This is a genomic window from Microbacterium schleiferi (assembly GCF_020781975.1).
GTDB lineage: Bacteria > Actinomycetota > Actinomycetes > Actinomycetales > Microbacteriaceae > Microbacterium.
In genome coordinates this window covers 268,537-293,456 of sequence record NZ_JAJGNI010000003.1, presented here as the reverse complement: position 1 = coordinate 293,456, position 24,920 = coordinate 268,537, and the positions used below count along the sequence as shown (strand labels likewise).

Annotated in this window: 27 protein-coding genes; 5 read left to right on the top strand and 22 right to left on the bottom strand. The window is 67.1% G+C overall.

All coding sequences use genetic code 11. The features are described 5' to 3' along the window. Positions 1-51 precede the first annotated feature (51 nt). From LL236_RS05390 to infC, 4 genes are all read right to left on the bottom strand, one after another. Entirely contained in the window at positions 52-855 is an 804-nt protein-coding gene (locus LL236_RS05390; protein WP_228177769.1) for a TrmH family RNA methyltransferase, read from the bottom strand. A 240-nt stretch (positions 856-1,095) separates the two neighbouring features. Continuing rightward, entirely contained in the window at positions 1,096-1,479 is a 384-nt protein-coding gene (gene rplT / locus LL236_RS05385) for a 50S ribosomal protein L20 (protein WP_228177768.1), read from the bottom strand. Between the two features lie 30 nt (positions 1,480-1,509). After that, complete coding sequence (gene rpmI, locus LL236_RS05380; RefSeq protein WP_228177767.1) at positions 1,510-1,704, bottom strand: 50S ribosomal protein L35; 195 nt, start codon at positions 1,702-1,704, stop codon at positions 1,510-1,512. Between the two features lie 46 nt (positions 1,705-1,750). Beyond that, a complete protein-coding gene (gene infC, locus LL236_RS05375) occupies positions 1,751-2,335 on the bottom strand; it encodes a translation initiation factor IF-3 (RefSeq protein ID WP_292733357.1) in 585 nt (194 codons plus the stop codon). 320 nt (positions 2,336-2,655) lie between these two features. Here infC and LL236_RS05370 point away from each other — a divergent pair, with 320 nt between their 5' ends. Then, a complete protein-coding gene (locus LL236_RS05370) occupies positions 2,656-3,075 on the top strand; it encodes a DUF1844 domain-containing protein (RefSeq protein ID WP_228177829.1) in 420 nt (139 codons plus the stop codon). Positions 3,076-3,110: 35 nt separating this feature from the next. On the opposite strand, the gene LL236_RS05365 is transcribed toward LL236_RS05370, so the two are convergent. The 6 genes from LL236_RS05365 to LL236_RS05340 all read right to left on the bottom strand — a co-directional run bounded on the left by LL236_RS05365 (position 3,111) and on the right by LL236_RS05340 (position 7,499). Further along, positions 3,111-3,926, bottom strand: a complete 816-nt coding sequence (locus LL236_RS05365) for an SseB family protein (RefSeq protein WP_228177766.1) — start codon at positions 3,924-3,926, stop codon at positions 3,111-3,113. Then, positions 3,910-4,656, bottom strand: coding sequence for a bifunctional 1-(5-phosphoribosyl)-5-((5-phosphoribosylamino)methylideneamino)imidazole-4-carboxamide isomerase/phosphoribosylanthranilate isomerase PriA (priA, locus tag LL236_RS05360; protein WP_228177765.1), 747 nt, complete (start codon positions 4,654-4,656; stop codon positions 3,910-3,912). The genes LL236_RS05365 and priA overlap by 17 nt, the downstream gene beginning before the upstream one ends. 63 nt (positions 4,657-4,719) lie before the next feature. Then, on the bottom strand, positions 4,720-5,388 hold the full coding sequence (hisH, locus tag LL236_RS05355) for an imidazole glycerol phosphate synthase subunit HisH (protein ID WP_228177764.1): 669 nt from the start codon (positions 5,386-5,388) through the stop codon (positions 4,720-4,722). Further along, positions 5,385-5,990 (bottom strand): imidazoleglycerol-phosphate dehydratase HisB, encoded by a 606-nt coding sequence (gene hisB, locus LL236_RS05350; protein WP_228177763.1) that lies wholly within the window; start codon positions 5,988-5,990, stop codon positions 5,385-5,387. The genes hisH and hisB overlap by 4 nt, the downstream gene beginning before the upstream one ends. After that, entirely contained in the window at positions 5,987-7,081 is a 1,095-nt protein-coding gene (locus LL236_RS05345; protein WP_228177762.1) for a histidinol-phosphate transaminase, read from the bottom strand. The genes hisB and LL236_RS05345 overlap by 4 nt, the downstream gene beginning before the upstream one ends. A 43-nt stretch (positions 7,082-7,124) precedes the next feature. Beyond that, entirely contained in the window at positions 7,125-7,499 is a 375-nt protein-coding gene (locus tag LL236_RS05340) for a LysM peptidoglycan-binding domain-containing protein (protein WP_228177761.1), read from the bottom strand. A gap of 264 nt (positions 7,500-7,763) precedes the next feature. On the opposite strand from LL236_RS05340, the gene lexA reads away from it, so the two are divergent. The 3 genes from lexA to LL236_RS05325 all read left to right on the top strand — a co-directional run bounded on the left by lexA (position 7,764) and on the right by LL236_RS05325 (position 11,828). Beyond that, positions 7,764-8,444: a transcriptional repressor LexA gene (gene lexA, locus LL236_RS05335; protein WP_228177760.1), complete on the top strand. Its 681-nt coding sequence runs from the start codon at positions 7,764-7,766 to the stop codon at positions 8,442-8,444. A 62-nt stretch (positions 8,445-8,506) separates the two neighbouring features. Further along, a complete protein-coding gene (locus LL236_RS05330) occupies positions 8,507-9,877 on the top strand; it encodes a hypothetical protein (RefSeq protein ID WP_228177759.1) in 1,371 nt (456 codons plus the stop codon). Positions 9,878-9,887: 10 nt separating this feature from the next. Next, positions 9,888-11,828 (top strand): S9 family peptidase, encoded by a 1,941-nt coding sequence (locus LL236_RS05325; protein ID WP_228177758.1) that lies wholly within the window; start codon positions 9,888-9,890, stop codon positions 11,826-11,828. Here LL236_RS05325 and hflX read toward each other — a convergent pair. After that, on the bottom strand, positions 11,791-13,341 hold the full coding sequence (hflX, locus tag LL236_RS05320; RefSeq protein WP_374198007.1) for a GTPase HflX: 1,551 nt from the start codon (positions 13,339-13,341) through the stop codon (positions 11,791-11,793). The genes LL236_RS05325 and hflX overlap by 38 nt on opposite strands. Before the next feature lie 82 nt (positions 13,342-13,423). Between hflX and LL236_RS05315 the strand changes: the two genes are divergently transcribed. Then, on the top strand, positions 13,424-14,065 hold the full coding sequence (locus LL236_RS05315) for a class I SAM-dependent methyltransferase (RefSeq protein ID WP_228177757.1): 642 nt from the start codon (positions 13,424-13,426) through the stop codon (positions 14,063-14,065). 15 nt (positions 14,066-14,080) lie between these two features. On the opposite strand, the gene dapF is transcribed toward LL236_RS05315, so the two are convergent. From dapF to LL236_RS05260, 11 genes are all read right to left on the bottom strand, one after another. Next, positions 14,081-14,953 carry a diaminopimelate epimerase gene (gene dapF, locus LL236_RS05310; RefSeq protein WP_228177756.1) on the bottom strand — a complete coding sequence of 291 codons (873 nt, stop codon included), beginning with the start codon at positions 14,951-14,953 and terminating at the stop codon, positions 14,081-14,083. Positions 14,954-15,003: 50 nt separating this feature from the next. After that, positions 15,004-15,918, bottom strand: coding sequence for a tRNA (adenosine(37)-N6)-dimethylallyltransferase MiaA (gene miaA / locus LL236_RS05305; protein ID WP_228177755.1), 915 nt, complete (start codon positions 15,916-15,918; stop codon positions 15,004-15,006). Positions 15,919-16,047: 129 nt separating this feature from the next. Next, complete coding sequence (gene miaB / locus LL236_RS05300) at positions 16,048-17,595, bottom strand: tRNA (N6-isopentenyl adenosine(37)-C2)-methylthiotransferase MiaB (RefSeq protein ID WP_228177754.1); 1,548 nt, start codon at positions 17,593-17,595, stop codon at positions 16,048-16,050. A 112-nt stretch (positions 17,596-17,707) separates the two neighbouring features. Next, positions 17,708-18,430, bottom strand: a complete 723-nt coding sequence (locus LL236_RS05295; protein ID WP_228177753.1) for a regulatory protein RecX — start codon at positions 18,428-18,430, stop codon at positions 17,708-17,710. Positions 18,431-18,432: 2 nt separating this feature from the next. Continuing rightward, positions 18,433-19,482, bottom strand: coding sequence for a recombinase RecA (recA, locus tag LL236_RS05290; RefSeq protein ID WP_228177752.1), 1,050 nt, complete (start codon positions 19,480-19,482; stop codon positions 18,433-18,435). A 260-nt stretch (positions 19,483-19,742) separates the two neighbouring features. After that, positions 19,743-19,964: a DUF3046 domain-containing protein gene (locus tag LL236_RS05285; protein ID WP_228177751.1), complete on the bottom strand. Its 222-nt coding sequence runs from the start codon at positions 19,962-19,964 to the stop codon at positions 19,743-19,745. Between the two features lie 17 nt (positions 19,965-19,981). Further along, positions 19,982-20,290, bottom strand: coding sequence for a helix-turn-helix domain-containing protein (locus LL236_RS05280; protein ID WP_195693428.1), 309 nt, complete (start codon positions 20,288-20,290; stop codon positions 19,982-19,984). A gap of 178 nt (positions 20,291-20,468) precedes the next feature. After that, complete coding sequence (locus LL236_RS05275; protein WP_228177750.1) at positions 20,469-20,960, bottom strand: CinA family protein; 492 nt, start codon at positions 20,958-20,960, stop codon at positions 20,469-20,471. Continuing rightward, complete coding sequence (gene pgsA / locus LL236_RS05270; RefSeq protein WP_228177749.1) at positions 20,957-21,547, bottom strand: CDP-diacylglycerol--glycerol-3-phosphate 3-phosphatidyltransferase; 591 nt, start codon at positions 21,545-21,547, stop codon at positions 20,957-20,959. Before pgsA ends, LL236_RS05275 begins: the two co-directional genes overlap by 4 nt. A 48-nt stretch (positions 21,548-21,595) precedes the next feature. Then, positions 21,596-24,262 carry an FtsK/SpoIIIE family DNA translocase gene (locus LL236_RS05265; protein ID WP_228177748.1) on the bottom strand — a complete coding sequence of 889 codons (2,667 nt, stop codon included), beginning with the start codon at positions 24,260-24,262 and terminating at the stop codon, positions 21,596-21,598. A 153-nt stretch (positions 24,263-24,415) separates the two neighbouring features. After that, positions 24,416-24,910, bottom strand: coding sequence for a GNAT family N-acetyltransferase (locus LL236_RS05260; RefSeq protein ID WP_228177747.1), 495 nt, complete (start codon positions 24,908-24,910; stop codon positions 24,416-24,418). Positions 24,911-24,920 lie beyond the last annotated feature (10 nt).

The following is a 24,920-nucleotide window of genomic DNA, read 5'->3' as shown; positions in this document are numbered from 1 at the left end:
TCACCACCGCCTCCCGCCTGACACTCTCGGGAGTATTGGTCGAAACGCAGCTCAGGCGAGCGCGCTGCGCTGGGCGAACGCGGTCTCGTAAAGACAGACACTCGCCGCCGTCGCAAGATTGAGGGACTCAGCCTTGCCGTAAATGGGAAGCCGCAACGAGAGGTCCGCGTGCGAGAGGGCATCCTCTTCGAGCCCGCGCGCTTCGTTGCCGAACAGCCACGCGGTGGGCTCCGCGAGAAGGTCCCGGGACGCCAGGAAGTCGGTCCCGTCCACGTCTGCGGCCACCACGCGGATGCCAGCGGCATGGGCCTGTTCAACAGCCTCCGGCAGGTCCACCCCCACGGCGATCGGGAGATGGAAGAGCGAGCCGGTCGTGGAACGGACGACTTTCGGGTTGTACGGGTCGACCGACTTGCCGGTGAGGATCACGGCATCGGCGCCCGCCGCATCGGCCGCGCGGATGATCGTCCCGAGGTTCCCCGGGTCACGCACCTGCTCGCAGATCGCGACCAACCGCGGCCGGGCTGCGAACACGTCAGCGACGCTGGACGGGGTCTGGCGTGCGACCGCCACGATTCCCTGCGGAGTCACCGTGTCTGCCATCGCGTCCAGGACAGCTTCGCTTGCCAGCTCCAGGTCCAGTCCCGCGGCACGCGCAGCATCCCGAATGTCGCCGTGCCGATCCAGTGCGCCCGGTGTCGCGTAAAGCTCCACGAGCGCGTCGGACCGGTAGGTCAGCGCCTCGCGAACTGCCTGCGGTCCCTCAAGCAGGAACAGCCCGGTCTCCTGGCGTGCGCTGCGCTTGGACAACTTCGCGACCGCGCGCACGCGCGGCGATCGCGGGTTCTCCAGCACGGGCCCAGTTTAGAGGTACGGCGACAGCGATTCCGGCGCGATCACGGGCGCGACGAGCTTATATTCCGCGAAGGTTACGGTCCGAGGCACCGCGTGTGCGGCACATCCGTGCAAGTGCGGCGATTCTCTGTGCCGCAGTCGCACGACAGTGCCGCACACGTGAGAGCAGGCGACGGATGCCGACACGACAACGAAGGGCGCCTCCCTTTCGGGAAGCGCCCTTCGGGCAAGAACGACCGATCAGGCCGACTTGGGTGCGTTGACGTCGCTGGGAAGCGCCTTCTTGGCGGTGTCGACGAGCGAAGCGAAGACCTTCGGCTCGTTGACCGCGAGCTCGGCAAGCATCCGGCGGTCGACCTGCACACCTGCCAGGTTCAGGCCCTGGATGAAGCGGTTGTAGGTGAGACCGTTCTGGCGGCTCGCGGCGTTGATGCGCTGGATCCACAGGCGACGGAAGTCGCCCTTACGCTTGCGGCGGTCGCGGTAGGCGTAAACGAGCGAGTGGGTGACCTGCTCCTTCGCCTTGCGGTACAGACGCGAGCGCTGCCCGCGGTAGCCGGACGCGCGCTCAAGGATGACGCGACGCTTCTTGTGGGCGTTGACAGCCCGCTTGACTCTAGCCATTTCGTTTCGTTCCTGTTCGTACCGGGGCGCTCAGATGCCGAGGAGCTTCTTGGCGACCTTCGCGTCACCGGGGGCGAGCATCTTGTCTGCCGACAGACGGCGCGTGCGCTTGGTGGGCTTGCCCTCGAAGTTGTGGCGGAGGTTCGCCTGCTGCTTCTTGATCTTCCCGGTTCCGGTGACCTTGAAGCGCTTCTTGGCACCCGAGTGGGTCTTCTGCTTCGGCATCTTGTTTTCCTTCGTTGTGGTTCCCGCCGGGCGGGAGTCTGGGGGCCTACTCGGCGGGAGCGGCCGTGGGCTCGGGGGCTTCACCGCGGGCGGACTGACGTGCAGCCTCCTTGGTGGCAGCGCGCTGGGCGTTCTGCTCGGCCTTCGCCTCGGACTTGTTCTTGTGCGGTGCGATCACCATCGTCATGTTGCGGCCGTCGATCGTGGGGTTCGATTCGACGGTGCCGAACTCGGCGACGTCCTCGGCGAACTTGCGAAGCAGGCGCACACCCTGCTCGGGGCGCGACTGCTCGCGACCACGGAACAGGATCATCGCCTTGACCTTGTCGCCGGCTTTCAGGAACGACTCCGCGTGCTTGCGCTTGGTTTCGTAGTCGTGCGGCTCGATCTTCAGGCGGAACCGGACTTCCTTCAGGACCGTGTTGGCCTGGTTGCGTCGCGCTTCCTTCGCCTTCTGCGCAGCCTCGTACTTGAACTTGCCGTAGTCCATGATCTTGACCACGGGCGGCTTCGAGTTCGGGGCGACCTCGACCAGGTCGAGATCGGCCTCCTGGGCCAGACGCTGCGCGACTTCGATGCGAACGACACCGACCTGTTCGCCGCCGGGACCGACCAAACGGACCTCGGGCACGCGAATGCGCTCGTTGATGCGGGGATCGCTGATGCGGAACTCCTCTTCGTGCGGGTGTAAGCCACCGCGACACGGGATGCGCCGCGGGTGAGATCAGAACACTCCACCCGCTCGACGCACTGCATCGGCTTCATTCACCCTGACGCCCGATGGTTTCTCGAGCGCTACCTCGCCTGGCAATCGGATTGCGAGGCGAAGCGGAGTTCGTGGACCCGGTAGCCTTGAGCGGCAAGCGCGGGTGGGATGTGATCCTCTTTCGTGTCCGGGGCATAGTGCTCCGGAGCCCGCACGAGTCTAGCAGAAGGCATCACGTGTCGACGATTTCCGGTTTCTCCGGCCCCGCAGCATCCGACGGCGAGTCGGTCGACCGCCGAGACCGCGAGCGCGAGCAGCGCTGGGAGGAGGATGCCGAGGCTGCCGCCGCCGCGTCCCGAGACATCGCTGATGTCCCGGCTGTCGAGGTCATCACGACCACTGCCGTGCACCTCATGAGCGCCGCAGCCGTGAAGGTCGGGCTTGCCGACGACCCCGATAGGCAGAAGGACCTCGACGAGGCCCGCAAGCTCATCAATGCACTCGCGGGCTTGATCACCGCCGGCGCCCCGGAGATCAGCGACATGCACGCTCGCTCGCTGCGCGATGGCCTGCGCTCACTCCAGCTCGCGTTCCGCGAAGCGTCAGTGATCCCCGACCCGATCGGCAAGGGACCCGGCGAGAAATGGACAGGTCCGGTCACCTGAGTGAGTCTCGTCAGGCCCCGCCAGTCCGCACCAGCTCAGACCGATGAGCGCCGGATCTTCACGGCGAGGGAGTCCACGAGAACCGCGATGCGGTCGTCAGCTGCCCAGCGTTTCGCGAGCCGCTGCAGCACGGCATCCAGTTCTTCGCGGTCAAGGCCCGGCATGATGTCGAGCTGAACCTGGACCTCGGGGCCTCTCCCCCGCGCCTGCGGGTCGGCTGACGCCAGCGAGAGATCGAGGACGGCAAGTTCCGCACCGATGCTCTCCTGGAATCCGGCGAAGACCTCTGGTGAGGTGTGCGCGGGCTCCCAGGCCTGACCTTGCGCGATCGCCCAGACCGCGGGCCGACGGATGACGAACTCGGTCTCGGATCCCGGGTCGAGAACGATGAGGTCGGTGCCGTCATCGACAGCGGCTGCCGCGGTCCGCACGCCATCGGCGGGGACAGGCCGCGCGGCGGGGTCCCACGCGCCCATTGCCGCGACCGACGAGAACACCGGGAGCACGCGCCTGCCGTCGGGCGCGGCGACAGTGACGATCGACAGCTCCTGCGTCTTGTCGACCGTCAGCCCGTGAGCGCCGACACCCTCGTCGCCCTTCTCAGCGACGAGGGGAATGAGAAGGCGCGCGGATCGGTAGGCGTCTGTCACCTCGACGACAGCAGCATCACCCGCCCGGAACCGCTCGATCGCGCCGATCAGCGCGGGGTCAGCCGACCCATCATCACCGGCGAACGGGTTTGCCTCGAAGCTGCGCCCGGCCCAGGGGAAACCGGCGGAGTCGGCGGTGTGATCCGATCCGTGGGTGTGCGCGTGCGGATGCCGCTGCGGGTCTTCAGCCTCCGGCGACATCCAGTGCCTCGGCCAGGGTGAAGGCGCCCGAATACAACGCCTTCCCGACGATCGCACCCTCGACACCGAGGGGGACGAGCTCGCGCAGCGCCGCGATGTCATCAAGCGTTGCCACACCGCCCGAGGCGATGACCGGCTTCGGGGTGCGGGTCGTGACCTCGCGAAGCAGATCGAGGTTGGGTCCGCGGAGCGTCCCGTCTTTGGTCACGTCGGTGACGACGTAGCGACTGCACCCGGCATCCTCGAGGCGGTCGAGCACCGCCCACAGGTCCCCGCCCTCCTGCGTCCAGCCGCGAGCTGCGAGGGTCGTGCCGCGCACGTCGAGCCCCACCGCGACAAGTTCGCCGTACCGGCCGATCACGTCGGCAGCCCACTCCGGGTTCTCCAGTGCTGCGGTGCCGAGGTTGACGCGTTCGGCACCGTACTCGATCGCAAGCTCGAGGCTCCGGTCGTCCCGGATGCCTCCCGAAACCTCGACGTGAACGCCCTTGACCTGCTTGATGACCTTGCGGATCACTCCCGCGTTGCTGCCGCGCCCGAAGGCGGCATCCAGGTCGACGAGGTGAATCCACTGCGCGCCCTGGCGGGCCCAATCCACGGCGGCTTCGACCGGGTCGCCGTAGCTCGTCTCCGAGCCTGCAGCACCCTGGGTCAGGCGCACCGCCTTGCCGTCTGCGACATCGACGGCGGGCAGCAGAATCAGTTCGGGCGTTGACGCGAAGTCGTTCATGGTTCCTCGGGCGGGTTCACGGAGCCCGCGGCACGCCGATGAGAATCGGGGGCAGGCACGAGTTCAGAGGGTAGCCGCGGGAAGGCTCGTGATCCAATTCGCGAGGAGACGGATGCCAGCCTCCCCCGACTTCTCGGGGTGGAACTGCGTTGCCGCCAGCGGCCCGTTCTCGACGGCCGCCACGAACGGAACCCCATGGGTTGCCCACGTCACTACCGCGCTGGGGAAGGGGTCCTGGGCTTCGAGAGTCCAGTGCTGGGCGGCATACGAGTGGACGAAGTAGAACCGCTCCGATTCGATGCCCCGAAACAGCGTCGACCCGGCGCCCGCCGCCACGGTATTCCACCCCATGTGCGGGAGTACCGGCGCATCGAGCTCGGTGACAGCGCCGGGCCACTGTCCGAGTCCGAGACTGTCGGCTCCGCGCTCGACACCGTGCTCGAACATCACCTGCATACCGACGCAGATCCCGAGCACGGGTCGTCCGCCCGCCAAGCGTCGCTCGATGAGCTGATCCGCACGGGATTCGCGCAGCGCATCCACGACGGAGCGGAAGGCGCCGACGCCCGGAACGACCAGACCGTCCGCAGCCATGATCAGATCGCTGTCATCGGTCAGGCGGGCGTCAGCCCCCGCCAGGGCCAGCGCCTTGACCGCAGAGTGAACATTGCCGGATCCGTAGTCCAGAACGGCGACCGTCGGCCGCGCGGTCGTTGTCGACGCCGAGGTCACAGCGCACCCTTCGTGCTCGGGATACCGCGCACGAGGGGATCGAGTGCCTTGGCCTGGCGGAAAGCGCGCGCGAAGGCCTTGTACTCGGCCTCGGCGATGTGGTGCGGATCACGGCCAGCCAGAACCCGGAGGTGGACGGTGAGGCCGGCGTGGTAGCTGATCGCCTCGAAGGTGTGCCGCACGAGCGACCCCGTGAAGTGACCGGCGATCAGGTGAAGCGCGAACCCGTCGGGCTCGCCGTCGTGCACGAGGTAAGGACGTCCACTGATGTCCACGACAGCTTGGGCCAAGGCATCGTCCAGCGGAACGAGCGCGTCGCCGTAACGCGAGATGCCCGACTTGTCGCCGAGGGCTTCACGGATGGCGTCACCGAGCACGATCGCGACATCCTCGACGGTGTGGTGAGCGTCGATCTCCACGTCACCTTCGGCACGCACCGTGAGGTCGGTCAGGGAGTGCTTCGCGAACGCCGTGAGCATGTGATCGTAGAACGGGACGCCGGTGTCGATCGTGCTGGCGCCGGTGCCATCGAGGTCAAGGCTCAACTCGACGCGCGACTCGCTCGTGGCTCGCGTGACCGATGCGGTGCGGCTGCTGCTCATGCGCGAGAGTCTATCGACGCGAGTGCTTCCAGAAACGCGGTGGTCTCCTCGGCGGTGCCGGCCGACACCCGCAGGCTGCGCGGGATGCCGATGTCACGAACGAGGATGCCGCGATCATAAAGCTGTTGCCACGTGCGTCCGGGGTCTTCTACCCCGCTGAACAGCACGAAGTTGGTCCACGACTCGTAGGCGCGGTAGCCGAGAGCTTCGACTGTCGCCGAGATGCGATCGCGCTGCATCACGATCTCATCCACCATCTGGAGCATCACCGGGGCGTGGGCAAGCGCAGCGAGCGCCGCCGCCTGCGTGAGCGAACTGAGGTGGTAAGGCAACCGCACCAACCGCAAGGCATCGATCACGGCGGGATCGGCAGCGAGGTAGCCAACGCGGGCTCCGGCGAAGGCGAACGCCTTGCTCATGGTGCGCGAAACGAGGAGGCGTTCGCGGCCCGGCAGCAACGACAGCGCGGATGGCGCCGTTCGAGGCGCGAACTCGAAGTACGCCTCATCGACGATCACGATCCCGCGCGTCGCCTCGTAGGCGGCCTCGATCACCTCGAGGCTCATCGGCGTCCCCGTCGGATTGTTGGGGGCGCACAGGAACACGATGTCGGGATCGGCGGCAGCGATCTGGTCGACCGCCGATACGGCATCCACGGTGTAGTCGGCACCTCGGCTTCCGGAGACCCACTCGGCCCCGGTCGCTCGCGTCAGCAAGGGGTACATCGAATAGGTGGGAGCGAACCCGAAGGCGCGACGCCCCGGCCCGCCGAACGCCTGGAGAACGTGCTGAAGCACCTCGTTCGATCCGTTCGCCGCCCAGATCTGGTCGGCGACGAGGCCATGGCGAAGGTACTCGGCGAATCCCTCACGCAGTTCCCGGAACTCGCGGTCCGGGTAGCGGTTGATCTCGCCGAGGGCGCGTCCGATCGCATCCAGGATGTCGTCGGCTACCTCCCGCGGCACCGGGTGAGTGTTCTCGTTGACATTCAGGGCGACAGGAAGTGGCGCCTGCGGTGCGCCGTACGGGGTGAGACCCCGTAGGTCATCGCGGAGCGGAAGATCATCGAGGCGAATCGTCACCCGTCCCATCGTACGGTGCCTGATGAGGCCGCACTCGGTTCTTCAGCAGGATTCACTCGCTGTAGGCGAGGGGGATAGCGAGCTGCTGCCCCGCGCTCACAACGCTTCCCGTCAGACCGTTCAGGCGGGAGATCTCGGCCACGACGTCGCGGGGGTCGGCATCCGGTGCGATCTCTTGCGCGATGGACCACAGGGAGTCCCCCGCCGAAACGGTGACCGTCTCGAACGTCCCCGCCGGCGCCGAGGAATCAAGGGAGGCGAGGGCGGCACCGCCACCCCAGATGACGCCGAGGATGACGATGACCGCCGGCAGCGCAGCAAGCGCCGTGAGGACGGCTCGACCACGAGCAGTCAGTCGAAGCCGTTTCGCGGCGGGTCGGGCCGCGGCGATCGTCGTGGGTGCGGTGCCGAGAGCAATCGTCGTCATGTCATCCTCCGTCATCTCGAGGAGAGATTCGCATCCACCGCCCGGCCAGGAGTGGCGGATGCGAAGCTCTCTTCCGAAGTTATCTTCGAGTATTCTGGCTGTCAAGTCGGATTCCTCCCGGGGATGTTTCGAACACGACACGCGGGCCGGGTATCCCCGAAAGGGTATTGAGGCGGTTACGGTTTCGATGAAGACAGGTCATCACCAACCTCCGACATTCGAAGACGAGTGCGGGCAGATGCGAGCAGCGACAGGAGCGGGGCAATGAACGAGGAGCCGGTACGGGAACGCGCTAGTACGCGGCGGCGGCGCAGCCTCAGCGAGAAACAGCTCGCGATTCTTGAGGTGATCCAGCGCTCGATCGCCCGAAACGGCTACCCGCCGAGCATGCGTGAGATCGGCGATGCCGTCGGGCTCAAGAGCCTCTCGAGCGTCACGCATCAGCTCAACCAGCTGGAACTGAGCGGATACCTTCGCCGCGATGCCGGCAAGACGCGCGCAATGGAGGTGCTCATCGACCTACCGGGCATGGCCGCTGAAAACCCCGCAGACACCGCGCCGTCTGTCGGCGACGCAGCGATGGTGCCGCTCGTCGGGCGCATTGCCGCTGGCGTGCCGATCACCGCTGATCAGCAGATCGAAGAGATCTTCCCGCTTCCCCGACAGCTCGTCGGCAAAGGTGAGCTTTTCATGTTGCGGGTCAGCGGCGAATCGATGATCGACGCTGCGATCTGTGACGGTGACTGGGTGGTCGTACGCTCCCAGGCGACCGCCGAGAACGGCGACATCGTCGCCGCGATGCTCGACGGTGAAGCGACGGTCAAGGCATTTCGCCAGCGGGATGGACACACCTGGCTTCTCCCCCGCAATTCAGCCTTCGAACCCATCCTCGGCGACGAAGCGACGGTCCTCGGCAAGGTCGTGGCGGTCCTTCGCGCGGTCTGAGCCGCACAGATCGCCATATTCGGGTGAGGCGGTGAAAGTGGTCTTCCGCCAAAATGGGGCCCATGAGCTCGCCGACACCCGAAGACCTCGAATCCCGGATCCGCGCCCTCGAGGCTGAAAACGCGCGTCTGACGGTCCGCACCTCCCCGTCCGGTGGGTGGTGGCGCGCCGCCCTGTCGGCGTTCGTCATCGTGATCGCGACGATTCTCGTGCCGGTGTCGGTGGTCACCACGTGGGCACGCGTGCAGCTGGTCGACGAGGATGCCTTCGTGTCTACGTTCGCCCCGTTGACCGAGGATCCCGCCGTCCAGGAACTCATCGTCGATGAGGCGACGGCAGCCATCGATGCGCAGGTCGACTTCGCGGGCCTCACCGACCAGGTCTTCGACGGCATTGAGGACCTGGGACTGCCTCCCGCGGCATCGACAGCGCTCAACGCACTGCGCGCGCCGGCTGCCCAGGGCGTGCAGAACCTGGTCAACTCCGCGGTCGAACGCATCGTGGAGTCAGATGCCTTCTCGGATGTCTGGGCCTTCGCGCTTCGGGGTGTCCACCGCTCGATCACGACCGTCGCGACAGCCGACGGCGGCGGAATCCTCGTCCTCGACAACGACGGCCTCGGGATCGCGCTGGGCCCGATCATCGACCAGGTCAAGGAACGGCTCACCGAGAGTGGGGTCGGCGTTGCCGGGCTCATCCCCAGCATCGACAAGACCATCATCATCGGCGACGGCGAGGCGCTCATCGCGTTCCGGACTGTCTATGCGCTCGCTGATGCTGTCGGCTGGTGGCTCTCGATCGTGACCATCGCGCTGTTCGTCCTGGCCATCGTCATCGCGCGGCGCCGCAGCGTCGCGGTAATCGGTACGGGGGTCGGACTGTTCATCGGCGGCGGCATGCTCGCTGCCGGATTCAGTATCGGCGCTGCAGCAAGTACCGTCGTAGCCGGCCAGCTCGACCTCTCCCCGTCGGCCCTCAGTGTGATCTATGCGCAGCTCACCGCATCCATGGCGCAGAGCGCGCTTGTGATCGCGCTGCTCGGTCTCGTGATCGCGGTCATCGGCTGGCTGATGGGGTCGAGCCGTTCAGCCACCGCCACCCGTGGCGGCGTAAGCGGCTTCAACGCGACTATCCGCGGCGCTCTCGCCGCGCGGGGACTCAACACTGGCGCCTTCGGACGCTTCCTCGCTCGGTACCGCGTCGCGATCCGGATCGCGCTGGTCGTCCTCGCGGTCATCTGGCTTCTTGCGCTCCGCCCACTTTCCTTCAGCGACGTCGTCCTGGTGTTCCTCGTGACGCTGATCGTCGCGTGGGTCCTCGAGTTGCTGCAGCGGCGCGAGATCGTCGAGGTCGAGGTCATCGAGGTGGACGTGGCCGACGCGGACGGCTCCGAGGAGATCGTCGTCGAGGAGCGCGCCAGCGACCGCGCGTAGCGTGGGGACCATGGCTTCCTCCCTTCCCCGGCTCCCCTACGGCACCTGGCCGTCTCCGATCTCCGCAGCATCCGTCGCCGCGGCGTCCCCGCGCTACGAAGGTGCGGCGTTCGTCGCGGCCCCAGACGGCGAGGAGATCTGGTGGGGACAGAGCGTTCCAGCCGAGAGTGGGCGCACGACAGTCCGACGGCGCCTGGCCGATGGGACTGTCGAAGAGCTCCTGCCCGCCCCGTGGAACGCTCGGTCTCGTGTGCACGAGTACGGCGGCGGCCCGTGGGCAGCGACGGATGACGGCGCGTTGTGCTTCGTCGAGAAGACTGACCAGCGGATCTGGATCCTCGCCCCGGATTCTGAGCCGCGCGCCCTGACACCGGCCGGGACGCGGATGCGATTCGGTGGACTGCGGTTCGCCGCCGGAGAGCTGTGGGCGATCCGAGAAGACCACACACGGCCCGGCGTTCCCGCTCGCGACATCGTGCGAGTTCCGCGCAACGGTTCTGCCGCGAGCGATGTGGATCAGATCGTCTCCGTGGTGGCGGGGAGTGACTTCGTCGCCCACCCCGCGGTTTCGCCCGACGGATCCCACCTCGCCTGGATCGCCTGGAATCATCCAGCCATGCCATGGGATAGCACCGAGCTCCGTCTCGGTCGATTCGTGAACGGCCGTATCGAGAAGTGGCAGACCGTCGCCGGTGGCCCAGACCGAGCGCCCCTGCAACCCGAGTGGCTGGACACCGACAGACTCGTGTTCCTCGACGACCCCGATGGTCGGTGGAACCTGCACTCCTGGTCGGCCTCTCACGGCGCAACGCCCATCGCCCCGGCCCCGGAGGACACCGGAGGGCCGCTGTGGTCCCTCGGGGGGCGCTGGTATGCCCTGGGGGCAGACGGCACCGCTGTCTGCGTCCGCACCCAGGGCACCGATCGGGTCGTCGCCGTCGCTCCCGGCGGCGATATGCACGATCTCGGCGGACCGGTGAGTTCCGACGTGTCGGTCGAGGATGCCGCGGGCCGGCGTGCCCTCGTGATCGGCTCCCGGACGGACGGCGCCGCCGGCGTGTGGCTGGTCGATATCGACAGCGCGCGCTGGGAGCCGGTCGCCGGCGGTGAAAGCGCCTGGCCTGCCGAATGGACGCCGCGGCCGATCGAGCTAAGCACCGAAGGCCCCCGGGGTGAGGTCCACGCCTTCGCCTTCCCCCCGACGAACCCGGAGGCGGCCGCTCCGGAGGGAAAGCTTCCGCCCTACATCGTCCTCGTACACGGTGGTCCGACGGGCCATGTCGGCGGTGCGGCATCCCCGAAGATCAGCTACTTCACCAGCCGTGGAATCGGTGTGCTGGACGTGAACTACGGCGGCTCAACCGGGTACGGGCGCGAATATCGCGAGAGGCTCCGGGGGCAGTGGGGTGTCGTTGACGTCGAGGACGTGCGCGACGCGGCGCTTGCGCTAGCGGAGGCCGGACTGGCAGATCCTGCCCGCATAGCGATCGACGGCGGATCCGCGGGCGGTTGGACAGTCCTCGCAGCGATCGTCCAGACCAACGTGTTCGCCGCCGGGGTGTCCCGCTACGGCGTCGGCGATGCTCGCGCGCTCGCTGCCGATACCCACGACTTCGAGGCTCGGTACCTCGATGGCCTCATCGGCCCGCTCCCCGAGGCGGAATACCTCTATCTGGAGCGCTCTCCGCTCTCGCATCCCGACGGCTTCGACGTTCCCATGCTCCTGCTTCAGGGAGCGGAGGACGAAGTCGTACCCCCAGCACAGGCAGAGGCCATTCGAGAAGCGCTAGCTGCGCGCGGCATCCCGCATGCCTACGTCCTCTACGAGGGAGAGGCTCACGGCTTCCGGCGCGCCGAGACCGTCATCCACGCCATCGAAACGGAGCTTGCCTTCCTCGGCGCGGTGTTCGGGTTCACTCCCCCAGGCGTCGCGCCGCTGACGCTGAGCTGAAAGGCGCGAGCTCGGCTGCAAGCTTCTCGGATACGAATGCGTGGAGGGCCGTCCCGGACTCCTCGTGGGTGATGGCGATGACGTGCCCGGACTCGTGTGCGGCGGAGATCAGGTCGCCGCGGTCATAGGGAACGATCGCGTGGACTTCGACCGCCGGAAGCGGAAGAGCCCGCTCGATGGCAGCCCGAAGCTCGGTTATGCCCTCCCCCGTGCGGGAAGAGGCAAACAGCGCCGCGGGCTCCAGCCCCCGAAGAACCATGCGCGTCGATTCGTCGACGAGGTCGGCCTTGTTGAAGACGACGATCTCCGGCAGGTCACGCGCTCCGACATCGCCGATGACGTCACGAACGGTAGCCAACTGCGCCGCGGGGTCGGGGTGTGAAGCATCCACGACGTGCACGATCACGTCCGATTGGCCGACCTCCTCGAGAGTCGACCGAAAGGCTTCAACCAGCTGGTGCGGCAGATTGCGCACGAAACCGACGGTGTCGGTGAGGGTGTAGACCCGACCATCGGACGCCTCGGTACGGCGCACCGTCGCATCCAGCGTCGCAAACAGGGCGTTTTCGACCAGTACTCCGGCGTTCGTGAGCCGATTGAGAAGGCTCGACTTGCCGGCGTTCGTGTACCCGGCGATCGCAACCGACGGCACCGTGTTGCGCCGACGCTCAGCACGCTTGGCATCCCGCGCCGGTGCGAAGTCACGGATCTGCCGCCGCAGCTGCGCCATCCGAGTACGGATGCGGCGGCGGTCGAGTTCGATCTTGGTCTCACCGGGACCGCGAGAACCCATACCGGCGCCGCCTGCACCGACCTGGCCACCGGCCTGGCGGCTCATCGACTCACCCCAGCCGCGAAGGCGCGGCAGGAGGTACTCAAGCTGTGCGAGTTCGACCTGCGCCTTGCCCTCGCGGCTCTTCGCGTGCTGGCTGAAGATGTCGAGGATGACCGTGGTGCGGTCGATCACCTTGACCTTGACGACATCCTCGAGTGCGCGCCGCTGGCTCGGCGCGAGTTCGGTGTCGGCGATCACAGTGTCGGCGCCAAGCGAGGCGACGATGTCGCGGAGCTCCTCGGCCTTGCCTCGTCCGAGGTAGGTGGCGGGATCCGGGTGAGGGCGGCGCTGGAGGACGCCATCGAGCACGACGGCTCCGGCAGTCTCGGCGAGCGCGGCGAGCTCCCGAAGGGAGTTCTCGGCATTCTCCTGCTCACCCTGGGGGTGGACGCCGACAAGAACGACGTTCTCGAGCCGAAGCTGGCGGTACTCGACCTCGGTGACGTCTTCGAGTTCGGTCGACAGGCCCGGGATGCGTCGGAGCGCCGCGCGTTCTTCGCGATCCCACTGGTCGCCGTCGGAGTCCGCTCCTCCAGCCGTCGCGGCATCCTGCAAAGCCTGAGCCGACCCGAACACCCACACGTCGGATCGGCCGCGGGCGCGCTCAAGCACCCGGTCAACAGGGTCGACAGGCTGCTCCGCTGGGGCGTTCTGGGTGTCTGGGATCTCGTCCATCATCATTTCCGTGGGATGCCCGGCATCAGGCATCCGTAAACTCTAGCCTCCCGGAGGCGGCCCGTCCTCCGCTACGCTCGTCGCCATGGAGAGCGATCACTACTTCTCGTCGTCGCCTTCCAGTCCCGAAAACCTCCGGCGCATCCGTGTCTCGATCGCGGGGCATCCGGTGGAGGTCACTACGGCCGGCGGGGTGTTCAGTCCGGATCACATCGACACCGGCACCACCGTCTTGCTCGAGAACACTCCTCCCCCGCCTGCGGGCGGGCATCTGCTGGACCTCGGGTGCGGGTGGGGTCCCATAGCGCTGACCCTCGCGATGGATGCTCCGCACGCCACGGTGTGGGCCGTTGACGTCAACGAACGAGCTCTCGACCTCGTGCGCTCCAACGCGAGCGAACTCGGCCTTGCCAATGTCAACGCCGTGCTGCCGGGCGATGTTCCCGATGATGTCGTCTTTCGGACGATCCGCTCCAACCCCCCGATCCGGGTCGGCAAGGACCAGCTGCACGGGTTACTCGAGGAGTGGATTCCGCGACTGGATGAGCGCTCGGATGCGTGGCTCGTCGTCTCGCGCAACCTCGGTTCGGACTCCCTGCAGCGGTGGATGGCCACGACATTCCACCGCGGCTACTCGGTGCATCGCTCTGCTACCGCCAAGGGCTTTCGGGTGCTACGCGTGCGTCGCCACGGGTCGACGCCGACCGCTGCCATCGACGTCGTCTGACGCCTGGCCGCACGGTCAGGCCAGGGCCATCTCGCCGGAAAAGACCAGGGTCGCAGGCCCCGCGAGGAAGACGTGCGACTCGCCGTCCACTGACGCCACGCGAACCCCGAGTTCACCGCCGGGGACGCCGACCTGCCAAGCATCCGGAGCTGCAGCACCCGCCCAGTGGCGGACCGCAAGCGCAGCCGCAGCGACCCCCGTGCCGCATGAGAGCGTCTCACCGACGCCGCGTTCGAAAACCCGCATGCTCAGGCCCCCGGTGCCGCCCTGCACGAGCGGATCGTTCGGCACGACGAACTCGATGTTCGCGCCTGCGGCGGGAGCCGGGTCCAGCTGCGGGACGCGGGAAAGATCGATGCCGGCGAGTTCTTCGGCCGTGGGGAGCGCTACCACGACGTGGGGGTTACCGACATCCACCCCGATTCCGGGCCGGGCGACATCGAGATGGCGTGCGCGAACCAGCACCTCGGACTCGTCGATCCGGAAGGCACCGAGATCCACTTCGAAGCCGCGCTGGTGTGCCGTCACGGGCTTGATGCCTGCTCGGGTGCCCACGAGCACGGGCCCGGCGTCGGCATCCGCCCAGCCGACCGCCGTGAGGTAGCGCACGAAGACACGGATGCCGTTCCCGCACATCTCCGCAGCAGACCCGTCGGCGTTCCGGTAGTCCATGAACCACTCGACGCCAGCGGCTGTAGCCGCAGCACCCTCGGGGATCGCCGCGGCCCGCACAACCCGCAGCAGTCCGTCGGCGCCGACCCCGAACCGGCGGTCACACAGCGCCGCGACCTGGTCGTCGGAGAGGTCGAGCTCCCCGTCGGCGTCGGGCACGATGACGAAGTCGTTGCCGGTGCCGTGGCCCTTGGTGAACGAGATGGGGGTCGACATGCCTTCAGTCTAGGATCGCGCGGCCCGGCTCCCGGGACGGGGCGACCCGCTCACCGATCCAGCATCCGCGCGGCGTCATCGTCAGGTTCGAGCCAGTGGACGCCGACGTACCGCCGGAACCACGACACCTGACGACGTGCGTATCGGCGCGTGAGGGCCTGGGTCTGAGCGATAGCCTCGTTCTCCGAGAGCTCTCCCGCAAGCTGCGCCAGCGCCTGGGCGTAGCCGATGGCGCGGCGCGCCGTAACGCCACGCTCGATGCCGTCAGCGCGAAGTGTCTCCACTTCGCCGAGGAGTCCGTCTTCCCACATCCGTTCCACACGGGCATCGAGGCGAGCGACGAGGTCCTCTCGGGGCATCCGTCGCCCAATGATTCGCGTTCGCGGATGCCACAGCACCGGCCGATCCGGCAGCGCAGCGCCGTGGCCGGCACTTCCCGATTCGACGACCTCGAGCGCGCGGATCACCCGCCGCTCGTTGGCAGGATCGATTCTCGCGGCGGTGGCGGGGTCGAGGGCGCGAAGGCGCTGGAAGAGGACGCCGATGCCCTGCTCGGCAGCTTCCGCTTCGAGCGCGGCTCGGCGGCCGGCGTCACGAGGAGGGAACTGGAAGTCGTAAATGACGCTTGAGACGTAGAGCCCTGATCCCCCGACGAGGATCGCTTCCGCTCCCCGAGCCTGGGCCTCGGCGATAGCGGCGCGAGCCGCGGGCTGATAGGTCGCGACGGCGGCCTCTTCGGTGACGGCGAGCACGTCGAGCAAGTGGTGCGGAATCCCCCGCCGTTCGCGCTCCGGCAGCTTGGCCGTTCCGATGTCCATTCCGCGGTACAGCTGCATAGCGTCAGCGTTGATGATCTCTGCATGCCTCCCGCGCCGGCCCAGCTCCTCAGCGAGAGCGAGAGACGTTTCGCTCTTGCCGGTTCCGGTGGCGCCAACAATGACCCACAGCGTCGGCTCTGTTGTCACGTCAACGCTCCCGTCCGCACAGGTCCAACCCCGCGTGTGCTGCTGTTCGGTGCATCCGCGGCGGAAGAATACGCAGCAACTGCACCGAACTGCCGCACTCGCTGCGACGCGCCACCGGCAGGGCTCGCGTCACGCGCTCACACGGAGCGAGGGCACGCCCAGCGAGACCGCACGGCGCTCACCGGTCGCGGACGGGCTCGGCACAGCACACGACTCGGCGAGCGACCGGTCCCAGGCATCGCCAGCGCGCGTACGACGAATCCGAAGACGCCCACCCTCGGGCGCATCGGCAAGCAGATGGAACGGTGCAGCGTGGGTCACCTCGACGGTCGCGACATCGCCGGGCCTGGGCACGTCCGACCCTTCGGGTACCTCGAAATGCACAAGCCGGTTGTCTTGGGCGCGGCCCGTCAACCGCCGGGTCTCGACATCCTTCTTGCCCTCGCCGGTCGAGACGAGCACCTCGAGTTCACGGCCGACCTGAGCCTGGTTCTCTTCGAGGCTGATGCGCTCTTGGAGTTCGATGAGGCGGTTGTAGCGCTCCTGCACTACTGCTTTCGGAACCTGATCGGCCATGGTGGCAGCCGGGGTCCCTTCGCGAATCGAGTACTGGAACGTGAAGGCACTTGCGAACCTGGCGCGCTCGACGACGCGCATCGTGTCTTCGAAGTCCTCGTCGGTCTCACCCGGGAACCCGACGATGATGTCGGTCGAGATCGCGGCGTGCGGGATGCGCTCACGCACGCGATCGAGGATGCCGAGGAACCTGTCGCTGCGGTAGGAGCGGCGCATGGCCCGCAGGATCCGGTCGCTTCCCGACTGCAGCGGCATGTGCAACTGCGGCATAACGGCGGGAGTCTCGGCCATCGCATCGATCACATCATCCGTGAACGCGGCGGGGTGAGGGCTGGTGAACCGAATACGTTCGAGGCCCTCGATCTCGCCCGCGGCGCGCAGCAACTTGCCGAAGGCCTGCCGGTCGCCGAACTCGACACCGTAGGAGTTCACGTTCTGCCCAAGAAGCGTGACTTCGATCGCTCCGTCATCGACGAGCAGTCGGATCTCGTTCAGGATGTCGCCGGGCCGCCGATCTTTCTCTTTGCCGCGAAGGCTCGGAACGATGCAGAAGGTGCAGGTGTTGTTGCAGCCGACCGAGATCGACACCCACCCCGAGGCCGCGCTGTCGCGCTTGGTGGGAAGAGTCGAGGGGAAGACCTCCAGCGACTCGAGGATCTCGAGCTCGGCTTCCTCGTTGTGCCGTGCGCGCTCGAGCAGGGTCGGCAACGACCCCATGTTGTGCGTGCCGAAGACGACGTCGACCCACGGCGCCTTCTCGAGGACGCGCTCCTTGTCCATCTGCGCGAGGCATCCGCCGACGGCGATCTGCATTCCCTCACGCTTGTCTTTGCGGGACTTGAGGTGCCCGAGGGTGCCGTAGAGCTTGCCGGCCGCATTGTCGCGGACCGCGCACGTGTTGATGACGACGATGTCGGCTTCGTCGCCGGCCGCGGCACGCACGTAGCCAGCGCTCTCGAGCGACCCGGAGAGTCGTTCGGAGTCGTGGACGTTCATCTGGCAGCCGAAGGTCCGCACCTCATACGTGCGCGCGGCGCCCGTGGATGACACGGCTGCGGCGGACGGCGCGATGAACGTCGGCGAAGCGGAGGGCATGGTCATAGTGCCTGCCATTCTACGAGCCGCTCCCGGGTACCGGCCGAGCGCGGGCTACCTGGGTTCCAGTGGCTACCAGCCACCGATGCCCGGGCAGCCGTTGATCCGAGGGTCGACCTCAGTCGCGCGGCTCAGCCAGCGCAAGCCGCGCCGCCGTCATCGCCACCCCAGGCGGGTAGCCGCGTCGCTGCAACTGACCCACGAGGCGCCGGATGGCGACGTCGACAGCCACCCCGCGGTAGCCGCCAGCCTTCTGGCGTGCGAACTCGAGAGCCCGCTCGGCGTCGTCGTCAGGCAGCGTCGCCAGAGCCGCATCGGCGACGTCACGGGGAATGCGGCGCTTGGCCAGCACCTGGGCGATCGCCCGCCGGCCTTCGCGACGTCTGGTGACGGCGGTATGCACGAGTTGCTCTGCGAGGTCGGCATCACCGAGCCATCGCTTACCCACGAGGTCAGCCACGAGAACCTCTGCGACAGCCTTCTCAACGCCATCAGCGACGAGCTCGTCGGTGGCCTCAGCCTCCGACAGTCCGCGCCGACGCAAACGCTTGATCAGGCGATCGAGCGCAGCACGAGTGACAGCCGACGACGCGCGCGATTCCCCGTAGGGATCGTCGAGGTACCGGTCGTCATCATCTTCACCGATATCGTCGTCATCGACCCACGTCGAGTGCCATGTGCCTGCTGACAGTTCCGCGCACGCTTCGCCGCGATCTTCGCCGAGGAGGCCGTTGTCGCGGGAGACTGAGCCGCGGGAGACTGAGCCGCGAGAGAAGGCCCCGTCACCGAAAAGCGGGATGACGGGGGCGAGCGACCGCTCGCCCCCGGTCTCACGCGTCATGATCAGGCCGGGCGCCGCTTGGCGAGCTCGTCCTCGACATCACCCGCGGGCTTGGCCCCGCCGATACCGAGCTTCTCTTTGATCTTGGTCTCGATGTCGGCAGCGATGTCTTCGTTCTTGATGAGGAAGTTGCGAGCGTTCTCTTTACCCTGACCCAGCTGCTCGCCGTCGTAGGTGTACCAGGCGCCGGACTTCTTCACGATGCTGTGCTCGACACCGAAGTCGATGAGGCTCCCCTCGCGAGAGATCCCCGTGCCGTACAGGATGTCGAACTCGGCCTGCTTGAACGGCGGCGCCATCTTGTTCTTCACGACCTTGACGCGCGTGCGGTTACCGACAGCATCCGTTCCGTCCTTCAGCGTCTCGATCCGGCGGATGTCCAGTCGCACTGACGCATAGAACTTCAACGCCTTACCACCGGCCGTGGTCTCGGGCGATCCGAAGAACACACCGATCTTCTCGCGCAGCTGGTTGATGAAAATCGCCGTCGTCTTGGTCTGGTTCAGGCCACCGGTGAGCTTGCGAAGTGCCTGGGACATCAGGCGAGCCTGCAGGCCGACGTGGGAGTCACCCATCTCGCCCTCGATCTCGGCCTTGGGCACCAGCGCTGCCACCGAGTCGATGACCACCAGGTCGATGGCGCCGGAGCGGATCAGCATGTCAGCGATCTCCAGCGCCTGCTCTCCCGTGTCGGGCTGCGAGACGAGGAGCTGATCGATGTCGACGCCGAGCTTCTGGGCGTAGTCGGGGTCCAACGCGTGCTCAGCATCGATGAATGCGGCGATGCCGCCTGCCTTCTGGACGTTCGCAATCGCGTGGAGCGTGAGAGTCGTCTTTCCCGATGACTCCGGACCGTAGATCTCGATAATGCGGCCGCGTGGCAGGCCGCCGACGCCGAGGGCCACGTCAAGGGCGATGGAGCCCGTGGGGATGATCTCGACCGGAGCGCGCTCGTCGCTGCCCAGTCGCATCACCGAGCCCTTTCCGAATTGCCGGTCGATCTGCGCGAGCGCTGAATCGAGCGCCTTCTCGCGGTCAGCGGGTGTGGGCATGGCGTGTGCTCCTTCAGCACTCGGTCCGTCGTCGGTGTGTCCGGCTCCGGAGAATCGGCCGCCTGTAGGCTGTCGCGCCGCTGCTCGAATGAGCATGAGCCCGACAAGGCGTGTGGTGTCGTTCGACGCTGCTCACGGTACGTGGGGGTTCCGACATTGCTGCCGGCCTGTCCGCGTGTCGTGAGGGAACGCCTTCTCGACTCCACTTGTGCAGGAGACTACGCGGTCATCGAACAGATATTCGACGACACGCCGTCGTTTCAGCGGCGAGGTTCGAGCCGACCGACGCCGTACCGCCGCTGGGCGGGCACATCGGTCTCGGCGCACAGGGCGAGCCAGACATCGCGCGGCGGAACACCAGCCGCGATGGCCTCAGTGGCGGTTCGCCCGCCGACGCCGGAAAGAACCAGGTCGGCCAGAAGCGCTGCCGATTGAGGACCGAACTCGTCGGTGACGGCGCGGTCGAATTCGCTGCGACGCATGCAGAGCGCAGCGCTGGTCAGCGCAGCGAGAGCTCGGCGTCCATTGACGCGACAAGCTCGTCGGGAACGACGTCGGGGAATGTCTGCAGGCCCTCGAGCACTGCAAGGCGGTCACCGACTTCACGCATGATCGTCGAGATAGGAACATCCAGCGCTTCAGCGACCGAAGCGAGGATTTCGCTCGATGCTTCCTTCTGACCACGCTCCACCTCGCTCAGGTAGCCCAGCGCGACGCTCGCGCGGCTGGCGACCTGACGGAGGGTGCGACCCTTCTGCTGGCGGAAGTCACGAAGGACTTCGCCGATCTCTTGACGTACCAGTACCATCTCGGGTCCCCTCCTCACTGACTGCTTCTGTTGGTGGCGATTCCGCTGGTGTCGCGGGTGGACAACAGTACAACACCGATGTAGGTCACACTAATGCCGCCTTCTGGGGAATGGGTGGGAATCACCGAAAGTAACGCATCCGAAACATCAGGTGTTCCCGCGAGCGACCTCCGCTCTCTCAGAGCGAAACCCGCAACAGTTCGAGTGCCGCTCGGACCGCCTCCGCGCGGATCGTCGCTCGGTCACCGGCGAGCTGATGCTCGGTGACTGACTCGCGCTCCGGTGTCACCACAGCGACATAAACGCGGCCAACCGGTGCGTCATCTTGCGGGTCAGGCCCGGCAACGCCGGTCGTGGCCACCCCGACCTCGGTGAGAACACCGGCTGGCTTTGTAGCAACCCGGATGCCGCGGGCCATCTGAATCGCAACCTCAGGGTGCACCGCACCCTCGCGGCCCAGGAGCGCGGCCTCCACCCCGAGCAGGCTCGCCTTCAGGTCGGTGGCGTACGCGACGACGCCGCCACGGAAAACGTCCGAAGCGCCAGGGACCGACACGAGAGCCGAAGCGAGCGCGCCGCCGGTCAGCGACTCGGCAACACCCAGCCGCCATCCTCGGGAGCGAAGCGTCGCGAGAACCTCGGACGCACTCGCGGAGGCGTCGCCCGTCATGATTCCGCCGACGGCGCTACCTCACCACGTCGAGTCCGAGCTGCCCGGATCTCCGTGACGACATAGTCGATTCCACTCGCGATCGTGAGAACGACGGCGATGGTCATGGCAACGCCGTTGACCCAGAAGATCCACTCGCCCACGAGGTTCCACAGCGGCAGGAGGGCGAGTGAGAGCGCAACGGCCTGCGCCACTGTCTTGAGCTTTCCCATCCAGGCTGCAGCGAGCACATGATCGCTGACGACGATGAACCGATAGATCGTGATTCCGACCTCGCGGATCAGGACCACGATCGTTATCCACCACGGCAACTCGCCGAGGATCGAGAGACCGATGAACGCGAACCCGGTGAGCACCTTGTCGGCGATCGGATCCAGGAGCTTGCCGAGGTCGGTGACGATCTCGTACTTGCGGGCGAGATACCCGTCGATCCCGTCGGTGGCGATGGCGACGATGAAGATCACCGCCGCCCACCATCGGAGTGCACCGTCCGATCCCCCGTCGGCGAGCAGCATCCACAGGAAGATCGGCGCCATGAGGATGCGCACGATCGTGATCGCGTTGGGAAGCTGCCGCGGAATCGCCATGGGCCGAGCCTACTGCGAGAGGCCCCGCCTACCGCGGGACGAGACCGGTCAGTCGCGCCCTGTCAGCCCCCAGGCATCTTCGCTGCCGTCGTCGCCGTCGACGACCTCGTACCCTGCGAACTGGCTGTCCACGGCATCCGGACCGTACGGGTCCTCGGATGCCGCACCCGGCGAATCTTCACCGCGAAGACGAGCGAGCACGTCGGGCAGCTGCTCCGCTGTCACCAGCACATCGCGCGCCTTCGACCCCTCAGACGGACCGACGATCTCGCGTGATTCGAGGAGGTCCATGAGCCGCCCCGCCTTCGCGAAGCCGACGCGGAGCTTGCGCTGGAGCATCGAGGTCGAACCGAACTGCGTCGAGACGACGAGTTCTGCTGCAGCCAGCAGCAGTTCAAGGTCGTCACCGATGTCGGCATCCACCTCTTTCTTCTCGGCAGCCGCCTGCACGTCCGATCGATACTCGGGGCGGGCCTGCCCCGTCACGTGCGCGACGACTTTCTCGATCTCGGATTCGCTCACCCACGCACCCTGCACGCGCAGGGTCTTCGAGGCCCCCATCGGCAGGAACAGCGCATCGCCCTGGCCGATCAGACGGTCGGCGCCGGGCTGATCCAGGATGACGCGGGAGTCGGTGACGCTGGTCACCGCGAAAGCGAGACGCGAGGGGACGTTGGCCTTGATGAGGCCCGTCACGACGTCGACCGAGGGTCGCTGTGTCGCCAGTACCAGATGGATGCCGCTCGCTCGCGCCAGCTGTGTGATGCGCACGATCGAGTCTTCGACATCGCGTGGGGCGACCATCATGAGGTCGGCGAGCTCGTCAACCACGACCAAGAGGTAGGGGTAGGGCTTGAGGACCCGTTCACTGCCGGGCGGCAGCTTCACCTCGCCAGCGACGACCGCACGGTTGAAATCGTCGATGTGGCGGAACCCGAACGACGCGAGGTCGTCGTAGCGCATGTCCATCTCTTTCACGACCCACTGGAGGGCTTCCGCCGCCTTCTTGGGGTTCGTGATGATGGGGGTGATCAGGTGCGGCACGCCAGCATAGGAAGTCAACTCGACGCGCTTGGGGTCGATCAGCACCATCCGCACCTCGGAGGGCTTGGCGCGCATCAGCAGGCTCGTGATCATCGAGTTCACGAAGCTCGACTTACCCGAGCCGGTCGAACCGGCGACGAGTAGGTGGGGCATCTTCGCGAGGTTCGCCACAACGAAGCCGCCACCGACGTCCTTGCCCACGCCGATCGTCATCGGATGCGTGGACTGAGTGGCAGCCGCCGAGCGCAGGACGTCACCGAGCGTGACGATCTCTCGATCGGTGTTGGGGATCTCGACACCGATCGCGCTCTTGCCGGGGATCGGCGCGAGGATGCGCACCTCGTTGGAGGCGACGGCGTAAGCGATGTTGTTCGTGAGCGCCGTGATGCGCTCGACCTTCACACCGGGGCCGAGCTCGATCTCGTACTGCGTGACTGTCGGCCCGCGCGAGAACCCGGTCACCCGTGCGTTGATCGAGAATTCCTCGAAGACGCTTGTGATCGCCCGGACGACCGCGTCGTTGGCCTCCGAGCGCGACTTCGCGGGAGTCCCCGCCGAGAGGTTGTTGACCGACGGGAGTCGGTAGGGCGCGGTCGGAGCAGACCGGGGGGCATCGCTGCCAATGCCGATCACGCCGGGGAGGGCGGCATCCTCGTCGTCGGCATCGTCGTCCTGGAGCCCCGTGTGCGATCCGCTGACCGCCTTCTTCGCGCCGTCGAGGACGGCGGGATCGATGACCTCGGTGAGGGCATCCGGTGCCGGCGCATCCGATGCAACTGCCGCGAAGGCCTGATCGAAGCCTCCCTCGGGAGGGCCCGGCGGCAGGAGTTCGGTGAGGAAGTCCTCGGTCGACTGACCGCCGTCGGCATCCTGCTCGCGTCCCGAGCTGTTACGGCGCCACCAGGGCAAGGACGTGCGTTCGCCAGACTCTGTCTCGTCAGTGTCGGCCGACTCGGCGGGTCGCGTCGCGCGCTCCGCGCCGAACATCCAGGCATAGAGGTCGCCCAGGCGCCTGCCGATGCGGTTGGGCGGCGTCTTGGTGAGGATCAGGATGCTGAGGATGCCGAGCAGGGCCAGCACGATGCCGGCGCCGATCAAGGTCAATCCCAGCGCGAGCGGCTCGCCCAGCATCCAGCCGAAGACGCCGCCTGCCGCACTCAGTGCCGGGAGGCCGTCGCGCGGCTGCGGGCGGCCGCCGTAGACATGGGCGAAAGCCGCGATGACCAGGATGATGAGACCGAAGCCGATCCCGATCCTGCCGTTGTCGTGGACGGATGCCGGATGACGAAACAGCCAGCCCGCGAGGATCACCAGCAGCACCGGCAGCACGAACGCGACGCGTCCGACAAGCGCGCCGACCGAGTAGGCCGAGATCGTCTCGCCGACCTCCGACCCGATGAAGAACCACTCCACTACTGCGCCGGCGATCGCGAGCAGCACCAAGAAGAAGGGGAATCCGTCGCGCCGCTGGTCTTTCTCGAGGGTCTCGGGACCGAACGCGCGGAACACGCCGCCGGTCGCGTGAGCCAGGCCCAGCCACATCCGCACGATCAGTGCGGGGCGCTCTTCGTCGCCGACGTACCGCTTGGGCGCCGGCGCTGACGCGCGCGAACGCGAGCCCTTCGCGGGCGCACGACCAGAGGTCGAGGTCTTGGTGCTACTCCTCGGCATGACCTCCACGGTAGGTGCGACCACCGACAAATCCGCGGAACGACGCGGCCTGTCGGCATCCGCCCGATGCGTCCGCCGCGAAACTGCAGTGTGCCCGCGAGCCAGTGCGCGCCTCACGCGCCCTCGCGGGCACGATGCAGTCTCGACGATCCGTCAGCGCAGGCGCTTGACCATGGTGTCGCGACCGAAACCGCTCTGGACTACCGCGAAGCCCTCGGTGCGGTAGAAGACCGCGGCGAAGTTGCCCCGCTCGACGCTCAGGCTCAGACGCGCGAACCCGGCGGCGCGAGCGTTGTCGGACAGGGCGCGCAGAAGCGCGCGGCCGACCCCGTGTGCCCGCCAGATGGGCCGCACCCCGATGATCAGCTCGGGAACACCAGTGCCGACGTAGCCGAATCCGGGGTCGGATCGCGGGAACATCCGATACCACGCCGCCCCGATGGGCTCCCCCTGCGGATCCGACGCGACGAACCCGGCGTCCCCGGGACGCATCCAGCCCGAGACATACCTGCCGTGCTCGGGGGCAGTCAGCACCTCGTATCGCGGACGAGAGCGTCCCGGCGACCAGTTGGCTGCCTCGACGACCATGTCACCCAGGAACGCGCCATCGGCAGCCGTCGCGGGGCGGATGCTGAAGGTGGCGGGCATGCCGTGATTG